This is a genomic window from Azospirillum brasilense (assembly GCF_001315015.1).
In the GTDB taxonomy this organism is placed as follows: Bacteria; Pseudomonadota; Alphaproteobacteria; order Azospirillales; family Azospirillaceae; genus Azospirillum; species Azospirillum brasilense.
In genome coordinates, this window is sequence record NZ_CP012914.1 from 1216584 (window position 1) to 1229355 (window position 12772).

Genomic DNA, 12772 nt, shown 5'->3' on the forward strand with positions numbered 1-12772 from the left:
TGGCGGAGTACGGATCGTGGAAGAGAAGATCGAGAAGCACACCATCGCCGTGCTGGTGGACAACGAGCCGGGCGTGCTGGCCCGCGTCATCGGCCTGTTCTCGGGCCGCGGCTACAACATCGAAAGCCTGACGGTGGCGGAGGTGAACAACGCCGACCACCTGTCGCGCATCACCCTGGTCACCTCCGGCACCCGCATGGTGGTGGAGCAGATCAAGGCCCAGCTCGACCGGCTCGTGCCGGTGCACAAGGTGCACGACCTGACGGACGAGGGACCGTCGGTGGAGCGCGAACTGGCGCTGGTCAAGGTTGCCGGCACCGGCGAGCGCCGCATCGAGGCGCTGCGCCTGGCCGACATCTTCAAGGCGAAGGTGGTGGACGCCACCCTGACATCCTTCGTGTTCGAACTGACCGGCACGACGGCGGAGGTCGACGACTTCGTCGGGCTGATGGCCCAGCTCGGCCTCGTCGAGGCCAGCCGGACCGGCGTCGTCGCCATGTCCAAGGGAGCCACCGGGTTCTGATCCCGGCCTTATGACGGCGGGCCATGAGTGTGAAGCGACCCAGCCCGCCGTCCTTTATCCGCCTACCGAACAGTGTTCTGCTTGACGCGGCCCTTTCGCCGGTGGAGTAATTCCGCTGCGCAAAACTCGCACCACCAGATCGAAAAATCCAAGGAAGACCACCATGCGCGTCTATTATGATCGTGATGCCGACGTGAACCTGATCAAGGGGAAGAAGGTCGTCATCGTCGGCTACGGCAGCCAGGGCCACGCCCACGCCAACAACCTGCGTGACAGCGGCGTGAAGGACGTGCGCATCGCCCTCCGCCCCGGCTCGGCCACCATCAAGAAGGCCGAGAACGCCGGCTTCACGGTCATGTCCCCGGCCGAGGCCGCCGCCTGGGCCGACGTGGTGATGATCCTCACCCCGGACGAGCTGCAGGCCGACCTCTACCGCGACGATCTCGCCAAGAACCTGAAGGAAGGCGCCGCCCTGGCCTTCGCGCACGGCCTGAACGTGCACTTCAACCTGATCGAGCCGCGCGCCGACCTCGACGTGTTCATGATCGCGCCGAAGGGCCCCGGCCACACCGTCCGCGGCGAGTATCAGCGCGGCGGCGGCGTGCCCTGCCTCGTGGCCGTGCACCAGAACGCCTCGGGCAACGCGCTGGACATCGCCCTGTCCTACGCCTCGGCCATCGGCGGCGGCCGCGCCGGCATCATCGAGACCACCTTCAAGGAAGAGTGCGAGACCGACCTGTTCGGCGAGCAGGCTGTGCTCTGCGGCGGCCTGACCGAGCTGATCAAGGCCGGCTACGAGACGCTGACCGAGGCCGGCTACGCCCCGGAGATGGCCTATTTCGAGTGCCTGCACGAGGTGAAGCTGATCGTCGACCTCATGTATGAGGGCGGCATGGCCAACATGCGCTACTCGATCTCCAACACCGCCGAATACGGCGACTACAAGACCGGCCCGCGCATCATCACCCCGGAGACCAAGGCCGAGATGAAGCGCGTTCTGGAGGACATCCAGACCGGCCGCTTCGTCCGCGATTGGATGCTGGAGTGCAAGGCCGGCCAGCCGTCCTTCAAGGCGACCCGCCGCCGCAACGCCGAGCATTCGATCGAGCAGGTCGGCGAGAAGCTGCGCGCCATGATGCCCTGGATCGCCGAGCGCCGTCTGGTCGACAAGTCCAAGAACTGATCGGTTCCTGGATCGAGAAACGGGAAAGCGCGCCGCGAGGCGCGCTTTTTCGTTTGTGGGGCCGCTGCACTGTCTTGCCCCCACCCCGGCCCTCCCCCGCTGCGCAGGAGAGGGAGACGATGCGCAGCGGCGGCAGTTCCCTCCCCTGCGTCAGTGGGGGAGGGTCGGGGAGGGGGCAACCGCTCGCTTTCCCTTACACATCCCCCCGCGACCGATCCGCCTTCGGGCGCTCGTCGAGCAGCGGCCGGCCGGTGTGCACGAAATGCACCACCTCCGCGATGTTGGTCGCGTGGTCGCCGATGCGCTCCAGGCTCTTGGCGATGAACAGCAGATGCATGTGGGCGGTGAACATCTCCGGCAGGCGGGCCGCCGACTGGTTGATGCTCTCGCACAGGCTGGTGTAGAGCGCGTCGACCTCGTCGTCGGTGCGCCAGACGCGCAGCGCCAGCTCGACGTCGCCGTCCACGTAGGCATCCACCGCGGTGGTCAGGCGCTGGCGCACCAGGCGGCCCAGATTGGGCAGGGTGCTCATCGCCGGGGATTCGGGAAACTCCGCCACGGAGACGGCGCGGCGGGCGGTGTTGGCGGCGTGGTCGCCGACGCGCTCCAGATTGCCGGCGATCTTCAGGGCGGCGATCACCTCGCGCAGGTCGTCGGCCACCGGTTGGCGCAGCACCAGCATGCGCATGCAGTTCGCCTCGATCTCGTGCTCGTAGCTGTCGAGCCGCGCGTCTGACTCGACGATGGCGCGGGCCTGCTCCGGGTTCCGCTGGGTCAGGCAGGTCAGCGCGCCGTCCAGCTGGGTTTCCGCGGCGCCCGCCATCTGCACGATGCTGGCCTTCAGCCGCTTCATGGCGTCTTCGAACGCGGTGACGATGTGCGGGGCGGGGTGCTTCATGGGGCTGGCCTTATCGGTGCGGCGGACGGCCGGAAATCTTACCGTCTCGCAGCCCCGCAGGCCAGTGCCGTTGCCGCGGGGTGGCGCGGCGGGCGCCGCACGGGAACGGTTGATTTCGCATGTGCGAAATGGCAAGAGTCCGGCCCTTCTACCCCTTATGACCAAGCACGGACGCCGACCGTCATGATCGAACGCCGTTTCGAACAGATCATCTTCGCCAGCCGCTGGCTGCTCGCCCCCTTCTATCTGGGGCTCGTCGTGTCGCTGGTGCTTCTGCTGACGAAGTTCACGCAGGAGATCTTCCACATCGTCCCGCATGTGCTGGAGATGCAGGAAAAGGACGTGCTGCTGGCCGTGCTGACCCTGATCGACCTGTCGCTGGCCGGCAACCTGCTGCTGATGGTGATCTTCTCGGGATACGAGAACTTCGTGTCGAAGATCGACGTGGCCGATCACAAGGACCGTCCGGACTGGATGGGCAAGGTCGACTTCGGCGGGCTGAAGCTGAAGCTGATCGCCTCCATCGTGGCGATCTCCGGCATCCACCTGCTGAAGAGCTTCATGAACATCGACAACACCAGCAAGGAAAACCTGATGTGGATGGTCATCGTCCACATGACCTTCGTGGTGTCGGGCGTCCTGCTGGCCCTGATGGACCGGCTGGAGGGAAGCCATCACGGAGCGCACGGCAAGGCTGCGGCCGCGGCGAAATCCGACCATCATTGAGGCCGCCGGAGGGGGCCGGCACCGGGGCGCCGGAGCGGTTTCAAACCCGACACAAAGCCGTTGCGGCGGGTTGGGAATCAGCCTAAGGATACCCCCGCCGCGAGCGGGGCGTTTGGCCGGACGCCGGAGGCTTCCTCCTCCTGTTGACGGAAAATTAACCCTGACACGGCAGTGTGGCGGGCACCGAATGATGGCGATCCGCCAGCATCTCGGGGACTGGACATTCCGCCGGGACCGGCCTTGCCTCAAGGACCGCCTCCCATCGACCAGAGCGCCGGACCGGCGCCGGCACCCGCCCCACGGGCGTCGGCAACAGGGCTCGGCAAGGCGTGCCGGCTGCACTCTCCGCTTGAGCGCGAAGGGGCATTCGTCTATGGAACCGTTGGCGGGCGTGGCCCTCCGCATCGGAGCGGGCACATCGCCGGCAAGGCCGTCTCAACCGCAATGAAGAGTTAGTCGGGTCCATGCTTTCCAAACTCCTCGGCGTGCTTTCCGCCGACATGGCGATCGATTTGGGGACGGCCAACACCCTGGTCTATGTCAAGGGCCGCGGCATCGTTCTGAACGAACCCTCGGTCGTGGCCATCGCCAACGTCCGCGGCAAGAAGCAGGTGCTGGCCGTCGGCGACGAGGCGAAGATGATGCTGGGCCGCACGCCCGGCAACATCCAGGCCATCCGCCCCCTCCGCGACGGCGTCATCGCCGACTTCGAAGTCGCCGAGGAGATGATCAAGCACTTCATCCGCAAGGTGCACAACCGGCGCAGCTTCGCCAGCCCGCAGGTCATCATCTGCGTGCCGTCGGGCTCCACCGCCGTGGAGCGCCGCGCGATCCAGGAATCGGCGGAGGCCGCCGGCGCCCGCCGCGTCTTCCTGATCGAGGAGCCGATGGCCGCCGCGATCGGCGCCGGGCTTCCGGTGACGGAGCCGACCGGCTCCATGGTCGTGGACATCGGCGGCGGCACCACCGAGGTGGCCGTCCTGTCGCTGGGCGGCATCGTCTATTCCCGCTCGGTCCGCGTGGGCGGCGACAAGATGGACGAAGCCATCATCGGCTACATCCGCCGCACCCACAACCTGCTGGTCGGCGAAGGCTCGGCGGAGCGGATCAAGAAGGAAATCGGCTCGGCCTGCCCGCCGGAAGACGGCGAGGGCCGCATCCTGGAGATCAAGGGCCGCGACCTGATGAACGGCGTGCCCAAGGAGCTCATCATCTCCGAGCGGCAGATCGCCGAGTCCCTGGCGGAGCCGGTGTCGGCCATCGTCGAGGCGGTGAAGGTCGCGCTGGAGCACACGGCGCCGGAACTGGCCGCGGACATCGTGGACAAGGGCATCGTGCTGACCGGCGGCGGCGCCCTGCTGGGCAACTTGGACTTCGTCCTGCGCCACGCCACCGGCCTGCCGGTGTCGATCGCCGACGACCCGCTGTCCTGCGTCGCGCTGGGCACCGGGCGGGCGCTGGAAGAGATGAAGACGCTGCGAAACGTCTTGGTCAGCGCCTACTGATTGGTGTATTGCTCGGTTGGGTTCCCCCGGTGGTTCGTCCATTCGCCGGCGTAGCCGGGGGCGGATCGCGTACCTGGACGGGATGATCCTGTGAAGCCTCGCAATTCCGGTTCCGTCGTGCGCCTTGCCGCTCCGCTGCGGGCGCTCGCCCAGCGCTTCTCCTTTCTCTTGCTGGTGCTCGCTTCCATCGCCCTGATGATGGTGGGCCGGATCGACGCGCTGTCGGTGGACAGCGCGCGCGCTCGGGTGACCGACGCCTTCGCCCCGATCCTCGACGCGATCTCGCGCCCCGCCGCCACCGCCGCCCATGTCGTGGAGTCGGTGGTCGAGGTGCAGAACGCCTTCGAGGAGAACCAGCGGTTGAAGGCGGAGAACGCGCGGCTGCTGCAGTGGAAGCAGGCGGCGCTGCGGCTGGAGGCGGAGAACATCAGCCTCCGCTCGCTGCTGAAGGCGACGCCGGAGCCGTCCTCCTCCTTCATCACGGCACGCGTCATCGCCGCTCCCGGCAGCTCTTTCCTGCGCACGCTGGTGGTCACCGCCGGCCGCCGCGACGGGGTGCGCAAGGGGCAGGCGGCCATCGCCGGCAGCGGGCTGGTCGGCCGGGTGATCGAGGTCGGGGAGTGGTCGGCGCGCGTCCTCCTGCTGACCGACATCAACACACGCATCCCCGTGGTGCTGGAGCGCTCGCGCCAGCGGGCGGTGATGGCGGGCGATAATTCCGACCAGACGCGGCTCCTTTACCTGCCGCCGGAAGCCCCGGTGCAGGTGGGCGAGCGGGTGGTGACCTCCGGTCATGGCGGGCAGTTCCCGCCGGGCCTGCCGGTGGGCGTGGTGTCCTCGGCTGGTGAACGTGGCGTCCGGGTGCAACCGAACGTCGATCTTTCGCGGGTCGAGCACCTGCAGCTGGTCGAGTTCAGCCTGCCGGGAAGCGAGTCGGAACCGTCATCCGAGTCGAAATGACGCTGACCCTGTGGCAGCGGCTGGACAAGACGGGGCGGAATCTCGCCCCGTTCGCGGTGACGGTCATGCTGGCGCTGGCCGGGATGATCCCGGTGCCGCTGCCCGGCTATGCGTCGGTGGCGCCTTTCCTGACCGCCATCGCCGTCTATTATTGGGCGATTCATAGGCCCGACCTGATGGGGCCGGGCACCGCCTTCCTGATCGGGTTGCTGCAGGACCTGCTGACCGGCGGACCGCTGGGGGTGAACGCGCTGGTGCTGGTGCTGGTCCATTGGGCGGTGTCCAGCCAGCGGCGCGTGCTGGCGTCCAGCACCTTCGCCCTGATGTGGTTCGGCTTCGGGCTGGTCATGATGGGCGTGGCCTGCATTCAATGGCTGGCCTTTTCGGCGCTCCAGGCGACGGTGCTGCCGTTCCGGCCGGCGCTGTTCCAGGCGCTGTTGACCATGGCCTTCTTCCCGGCGATCGCCTGGATGCTGATCCGCGTCCACCGTGCGTTTCTGCAGGGATAGCCGGCAAGGGTGACGGGCAGGGATGATCTGGCAGAGGATGTGAGCCTTTGACTGCGATGGACCGCGACACCGACCGCTACCGCCTGCTGACCCGCCGCGCCGCCGTGCTGGGCGGGCTGAAGCTCGCCGGTCTGTCCGCTCTGGTCGGGCGGCTCTATTACCTTCAGGTGGTGGAATCCGCGCGCTACACCATGCTGGCGGAGGAGAACCGCATCAGCCTGCGGCTGGTCGCTCCGTCGCGCGGCACCATCGTCGACCGGTTCGGCGCGCCGTTGGCGGTGAACCAGCAGAACTACCGCGTCGTCGTGGTGTCGGAGCGCACGCGCAACATCCAGGACACGCTGGACAAGATCTCCAAGATCGTCCCGCTGACCGATGGCGACCGCCGCCGCGTGATGCGCGAGCTGCACCGCAAGCGCCGCTTCGTGCCGGTCACCGTGCGCGAGAACCTGACCTGGGAACAGGTCGCCACCATCGAGATGAACACGCCGGACCTGCCGGGCGTCGCCATCGAGGTCGGCGAGATCCGCCACTACCCGGAGGCGGAGGCGACCGCCCACATCCTGGGCTATGTCGGCGCCGTGTCGGAGGCGGAGCTAAACGGCGACCCGGTGCTGTCGCTGCCCGGCTTCCGCATCGGCAAGGCCGGGATGGAGAAGTATCACGAGAAGGCGCTGCGCGGCACGGCGGGCACCAGCCAGCTCGAAGTCAATGCGGTCGGGCGCGTTATCCGTGAGCTGTCGCGCGACGAGGGTCAGCCGGGCCGCGAGGTCCAGCTGACCATCGACATCGGCCTGCAGAAATTCGTGCAGCAACGGCTGTCGCAGGAGGTCAGCGCCTCCTGCGTGGTGATGGACGTGCACACCGGCGGCATCTACGCCCTGTGCTCGCATCCCAGCTACGACCCCAACCAGTTCACCATGGGCATCAGCGCCGAGCTGTGGGAGGAGCTGCTGTCCAACCAGGCGACCCCGCTGAACAACAAGGCGGTGGCCGGGCAGTACCCGCCGGGTTCCACCTTTAAGCCGGTGGTGGCTCTGGCGGCGCTGGAGTCTGGCCTGATCAGCCGCAACCACACGGTCTTCTGCCCGGGCCACATGGACCTCGGCGACCACCGCTTCCACTGTTGGAAGAAGGGCGGGCACGGCACGGTGGACGTCGTCGGCGCGCTGCGCCATTCCTGCGACGTGTGGTTCTACGACGTATCGCGGCGCATCGGCATCGACCGCATCGCCGAGATGGCCAACCGCTTCGACATGGGGCAGCTGACCGGGCTGGACCTGCCGCACGAGCGGCCGGGCCTGATCCCCTCCATCGACTGGAAGAAGGGCGCGCTCGGCAAGCCCTGGGCGCAGGGCGAAACGCTGATCGCGGCGATCGGGCAGGGCTACGTGCTGTCCACGCCGATGCAGCTCGTCGCCATGACCGCGCGGCTGGCCAACGGCGGCTTCGCGGTGAAGCCCCACCTGACCAAGCAGATCAAGGCGCTGTCGGGCGAACAGACGAGCTGGCCGCCGATCGGGGTCAAGAAGGAAAATCTCGACCTCGTCCTGCGCGGCCTCTACGAGGTGACCAACGCGCCGAACGGCACCGCCTACAAGTCGCGCATCACCGAACCCGGCTATGAGATGGCCGGCAAGACCGGCTCCGCCCAGGTTCGCCGCATCACCATGGCCGAGCGCAGCACCGGCGTGAAGAAGAACGAGGACCTGCCCTGGCGGGAGCGCGACCACGCGCTGTTCATCTCCTATGCGCCGGTCAGCTCCCCGCGCTACGCCTGCGCGGTGTTCGTGGAGCATGGCGGCGGGGGGTCCACCGCGGCGGCGCCGATCGCGCGGGACATCCTTCTGGAATGCCAGAAACGCGATCCGGGCCGCGCCGCCGTGGCGGAAAGCGCCCCGCCGCCCCCGCCGCCGGGGGGAACCCGGGGCTAGGGGCTCTGGAGACGCGCGGCCGGTCAGGCCGCGCGCACCTCGGACAGGAACTGATCCACCTCGCGCTTCAGGCTCGATGCGCGTTCGGCCAGTTGGTCGGCCGCCTCCTTCACGCTGTGGGTGGCGGTGCTGGTCTCCGACTCCGCCTGCTGGATGCCGGCGACGTTGCTGGACACCTCCGCGGTGCCGCTGGCGGCCTGCTGGGCGTTGCGGCTGATCTCGCCGGTCGCGGCACTCTGCTGTTCGACGGAAGCGGCCATCTCCGCGGTGGAGCGGTCGATGTCCTCCACCTGGGTGATGATGGCGCGCATCGCGTCCACCGTCCGGCCGGAGGCGCTCTTCACCGCGGCGATCTGGTTGCCGATCTGCTCGGTCATCGCGTGGGTCTGGTTGGCGAGATTCTTCACTTCGCTCGCCACCACGGCGAAGCCCTTGCCGGCCTCCCCGGCGCGGGCGGCCTCGATGGTCGCGTTCAGCGCGAGCAGATTGGTCTGGGCGGCGACGGCGTTGATGGAGGCGACGATCTGGTCGACCTGCTCGATGGCGGCGGACAGGGAATCGAGCTGGGCCTGGGCCAGATTGGCCCCATCCGCCGCGGCCTTGGAGCGGGCGGCGGCACGGGTCACGCGCTCGGCCAGTTCGTGGATGGAGGCGGACATCTCCTCCGACGCCGAGGCGACCGTCTGCACGTTGGCGCTGGCCTCCTCCGATGCTCCGGCCACGGCGTTGCATTGGGCGCCGACCTCCTCGACCGCGGAGGCGAGCTGTGCGGCCGTGGCCTGAAGCTCCGTCGCGGCGCCGCCGACGTCGTTGACGATGACGCCCACCTGCGATTCGAAGCGGCCGGCCAGCGCGAGCATCGACGCGCGCTTCTCCGCCTGGGACCGGGCCTCCGCCTCCTTGGCCTCGCGCTCCATCGCGCGGCTGTGGAGGAGGTTGCGCTTGAACACGTCCGCGGTGGCGGCGATCGCGCCGACTTCATCCTTGCGGTCGGTGCCGTACACCTCGGTGTCCAGCTTGCCGTCGGCCAGCCCACGCAGGCAGGCGACGATGGCGGTCACCGGGCGGACGATGCCGAACTGCGACATGAGCCAGCCCAGCAGCAGCCCGACGAGAATGCCGACCGCGGCCGCCGCGATGAGCTGGACGGCCCGCCGCTCCGCCAGTTGGGAGGCGTCGTCGGACAGCCGTGCCGCCTTGTCGTCGGTGTAGGCGGTGTATTTGACGCTCAGATCCTGGAGCTTCCGCGCGGCGACGGCACTGTTCTCGACCGAAGAGAGAATGTCCTGATGGAATCCGACGGCGCCCTTCGCGTTGATCTGACGGGCGACAGCCAGAGTCTGTTCCAATTGAGTCTTGTAGAGCGACAGCGCCGTTTCGAAGTCTGCCAGCAAGCGCTTCTGCTCGGGGTCGGCGGTTTCCTTGACCCTCGTGAGGTTCGTGGACAGCGTTTCGCGGCCCGTCGTGATGGAGGGCAGGACCTCCGGCAGGTCGGCCGGGTTGGCGGCAAGGCGGTATTCGTCGCGGAGCAGTTCAGCCACCAAGCGATTCAGCCGCGCGCCGACCCTCATGTCATCGCCGGAAGCCTTGATCTCGTCGGTGGCGCGGCTCAGCGCGTCCAATCCGGAGACTGACGTCGCCGTGATGCCCGCGCAGATGGCTCCCAGCAAGATGATGATGGACAAGATTTTCGTGGATATCTTGAGGTTGCTTAGAAGCATGGTGGTTCTCTCTTTTTTGACATGGCGGATTGGATGCGCCATGGCAGGTATCGAACGGAGACCCTCGACTGCATACGGTAGTGTGTAAGTTTCTTACCTATTTTACATCTAAACATTTATCATCTGGATGTGACATGCGGTTTTGCGCCGCGATATCGTTCAGGAACCGACGGCCCGCCGGTTTGTTTTTTGAAGGATTAAAATCTGGGTGGGCAAAAATGGCTGGCGGACTGACCAATTGGCTGGTCGATGTGATGCACACGATGAATTACGTCGGCATCTTCCTGCTGCTGGTCCTGGCGCGGGTCATCCCGCCGGTTCCCGCGGAATCGGTCATTCCATTGGCCGGCATCGCGGCGGCGCAGGGCGAGTACAATCTGCTCGGCGTTGCCTTGGCCGGTGGGTTGGGCTCGCTGGCCGGGCAGCTGGTCTGGTTCCTGCCCAGCCGTCTGATGGGCCGCGACCGGTTGGAAGCCTTTTTAAAACGCTACGGCCATTGGCTGACGATCCACCCCAAGAAGGTCCGACGAAGCACGGAGTGGTTCGGAAAGCATGGTGGGATCGCCGTCTTCCTGACCCAGCCGGTGCCGGGGGTGCGGACGCTGATCTCGATCCCGGCGGGGGCCTGCCGGATGTCGATCCCGCTCTACTGCCTCTATTCCGGAGCCGGCTCGATCCTGTGGACTCTGCTGCTCGCCTGGACCGGCTACATGCTGTCCCGCTGGCCTTTCGCGCACAGCCTCGTGGGCTACTTCACCGTGGGCCTGCTGGTGGTCCTGGTCGGGCTGTACCTGTACCGGCTGGCCAGCCATTTCCACGGCATCCGTCGCGCCCAGAAATCGTCGCGTGGACCGGACGGCGATCCTCCCGTGGCGGGGGCACCGCTCAGTCCTTAAGGCTCAGCCCGTAGGGATCAGCCCATGGCCCAGCCGGCCATACCGGTGACGGCCATGCCGAGCGCCCAGAGACCGAAGGCCGCCAGCGCCACCCCCGTGCAATGGTTCAGCCGGGTCAACCCGCGGTCGGAGATGCGGTGGCGAACGGCGGCGACGCCCATGGACAAGGTGAACCACCACAAGGATGCGCCGATGAAGACTCCGGCCACCAGCGTGGAGGCGTCCACCCGCCCCAGATTGCCGCCCAGCCCGAAGCCGGCGAAGATGGCGATGAAGGCCATGATGGTCGCCGGGTTGGTCAGGGTTAGCGACAGGCCGGTCATGAAACCGCCGAGGAAGGACGGCGTGTCGGGCGCGCTGGCGGCCTCGCGCTCCTCATCCTCGGGCTTCTGGCGGAAGGTGCGGATCGCGACGACGAGCAGGAAGATGCCGCCGACGAGCTGGAAGGCGATCTCATGCCCCTGAAGGAAGTCCAGGGCGGCAGACACGCCGAAGGCGGCGATGGCGCCGTAGATGGTGTCGGCCACGGCCGCACCGAACCCGGTGAAGAAGCCCATCAGCGGTCCGTGCTGGAGCGTGCGCCGGATGCAGAGCAAGCCGATGGGACCGACGGGGGCGGCGATGGCGATCCCAAGGACGATGCCCTGCAGCAGCACCACCAGACCATGCACGCCGATCACCTCATCCAATATGCGATTCCCCCTGCGGACAATGGCGGGCGTGATAGCGGCCTACCGCCCTTCCGTCAACCGGCGTCGCGGGAGGGGGGCCCGTCCGGCCTGTGACCTGCGGCGGCAATCCCCCTGTTACGGGTCGGGAGGGTTGGATATCCTGGGAGTCACGACCCGGCAGGCGGGCAAACCGGAACGGGGAAGCGGAACGATGACGATGACGCGCATTCTGAGCATCCTGGCCCTGTCGCTGACGGCGGCGACCGTTCCCGCCGCGGGCCCGGCCCTGGCGGCGGACGAGTTCATGCCGGCGGTGGTGTTCGACCAGGGCGGCAAGTTCGACAAGTCCTTCAACGAGGCCGCCTACAACGGGGCAGAGCGCTTCAAGAAGGAAACCGGGATCGTCTACCGCGAGTTCGAAGTCACCAGCGAGAGCCAGCGCGAGCAGGCGCTGCGCAACATGGCGCGGCGCGGCGCCACCGTCATCACGGCGGTCGGCTTCTCCCAGTCCGCCGCTGTGGACAAGGTGTCGCGGGAGTATCCCAACACGAAATTCTGCCTGATCGACGACAAGCTGGAGCTGCCCAACGTCCAATCGGTGACCTTCAAGGAGCATGAAGGGTCCTTCCTCGTCGGCATGCTGGCGGCGCTGGCCTCGCAGAGCGGGAAAGTCGGCTTCATCGGGGGCATGGACATTCCGCTGATCCGCAACTTCCTGACCGGCTACGAGCAGGGCGTTCGCCATGTGAAGGCGGACGGCGAGGTCTTCACAAACATGACCGGCACCACCCCCGCCGCCTGGAACGACCCCACCCGCGGGGCGGAGCTGGCCAAGAGCCAGTTCGGGCGCGGCGCCGACGTGGTCTTCGCGGCGGCCGGGGCGACCGGGCTGGGCGTTCTCCAGGCCGCGGCGGACGGCGGCAAGCTGGGCGTCGGGGTGGACAGCAACCAGAACTGGATTCATCCGGGCAAGATCCTGACCTCGATGGTCAAGCGGGTGGACGTGACCGTCTACGACTGCATGAAGTCGGCCAGGGACGGCAGCTGGACGCCGGGCCACCGCGTCGTCGGGCTGAAGGAGGAGGGCGTCGGCTACGCGCTCGACGAGAACAACCGCAAACTGGTCACGGCCGAGATGGAAAAGGCCGTCGAGGAGGCCAAGCGCAAGATCATCGCGGGTGAGCTGGTGGTGACGCCGTATCAGCCGTGAGCTGAGTTTCCGCGTCGTCGACCATTGCCCCCTCCC

At 67.4% G+C, this 12772-nt stretch carries 12 protein-coding genes; 9 read left to right on the forward strand and 3 right to left on the reverse strand.

The window, feature by feature from the left end:
* The first annotated feature begins 16 nt into the window (after positions 1-16).
* Positions 17-523, forward strand: coding sequence for an acetolactate synthase small subunit (gene ilvN, locus AMK58_RS05525; protein ID WP_014239995.1), 507 nt, complete (start codon positions 17-19; stop codon positions 521-523).
* A 163-nt stretch (positions 524-686) separates the two neighbouring features.
* On the forward strand, positions 687-1706 hold the full coding sequence (ilvC, locus tag AMK58_RS05530) for a ketol-acid reductoisomerase (protein WP_035672698.1): 1020 nt from the start codon (positions 687-689) through the stop codon (positions 1704-1706).
* 193 nt (positions 1707-1899) lie between these two features.
* Here the strand turns inward: ilvC and phoU are convergent, their stop codons facing one another.
* Positions 1900-2604, reverse strand: a complete 705-nt coding sequence (phoU, locus tag AMK58_RS05535; protein ID WP_035672701.1) for a phosphate signaling complex protein PhoU — start codon at positions 2602-2604, stop codon at positions 1900-1902.
* A 183-nt stretch (positions 2605-2787) separates the two neighbouring features.
* On the opposite strand from phoU, the gene AMK58_RS05540 reads away from it, so the two are divergent.
* From AMK58_RS05540 to mrdA, 5 genes are all read left to right on the forward strand, one after another.
* Entirely contained in the window at positions 2788-3330 is a 543-nt protein-coding gene (locus tag AMK58_RS05540; protein ID WP_035672704.1) for a TIGR00645 family protein, read from the forward strand.
* Between the two features lie 464 nt (positions 3331-3794).
* Positions 3795-4835, forward strand: coding sequence for a rod shape-determining protein (locus AMK58_RS05545; protein ID WP_014240000.1), 1041 nt, complete (start codon positions 3795-3797; stop codon positions 4833-4835).
* 90 nt (positions 4836-4925) lie between these two features.
* Positions 4926-5795 (forward strand): rod shape-determining protein MreC, encoded by an 870-nt coding sequence (mreC, locus tag AMK58_RS05550; protein WP_035672707.1) that lies wholly within the window; start codon positions 4926-4928, stop codon positions 5793-5795.
* Complete coding sequence (mreD, locus tag AMK58_RS05555; RefSeq protein WP_035672710.1) at positions 5792-6304, forward strand: rod shape-determining protein MreD; 513 nt, start codon at positions 5792-5794, stop codon at positions 6302-6304. Before mreC ends, mreD begins: the two co-directional genes overlap by 4 nt.
* A 56-nt stretch (positions 6305-6360) precedes the next feature.
* Positions 6361-8238, forward strand: coding sequence for a penicillin-binding protein 2 (gene mrdA, locus AMK58_RS05560; protein WP_059398705.1), 1878 nt, complete (start codon positions 6361-6363; stop codon positions 8236-8238).
* A 23-nt stretch (positions 8239-8261) separates the two neighbouring features.
* Here the strand turns inward: mrdA and AMK58_RS05565 are convergent, their stop codons facing one another.
* Positions 8262-9923, reverse strand: a complete 1662-nt coding sequence (locus tag AMK58_RS05565) for a methyl-accepting chemotaxis protein (RefSeq protein ID WP_059398706.1) — start codon at positions 9921-9923, stop codon at positions 8262-8264.
* A 254-nt stretch (positions 9924-10177) separates the two neighbouring features.
* Here AMK58_RS05565 and AMK58_RS05570 point away from each other — a divergent pair, with 254 nt between their 5' ends.
* Entirely contained in the window at positions 10178-10855 is a 678-nt protein-coding gene (locus AMK58_RS05570) for a DedA family protein (protein WP_035672715.1), read from the forward strand.
* Positions 10856-10872: 17 nt separating this feature from the next.
* Here the strand turns inward: AMK58_RS05570 and AMK58_RS05575 are convergent, their stop codons facing one another.
* Positions 10873-11535 (reverse strand): LysE family translocator, encoded by a 663-nt coding sequence (locus tag AMK58_RS05575; RefSeq protein WP_236778199.1) that lies wholly within the window; start codon positions 11533-11535, stop codon positions 10873-10875.
* A 202-nt stretch (positions 11536-11737) separates the two neighbouring features.
* Here AMK58_RS05575 and AMK58_RS05580 point away from each other — a divergent pair, with 202 nt between their 5' ends.
* Positions 11738-12736, forward strand: coding sequence for a BMP family lipoprotein (locus tag AMK58_RS05580; RefSeq protein WP_079285331.1), 999 nt, complete (start codon positions 11738-11740; stop codon positions 12734-12736).
* The last annotated feature ends 36 nt before the right edge of the window (positions 12737-12772 follow it).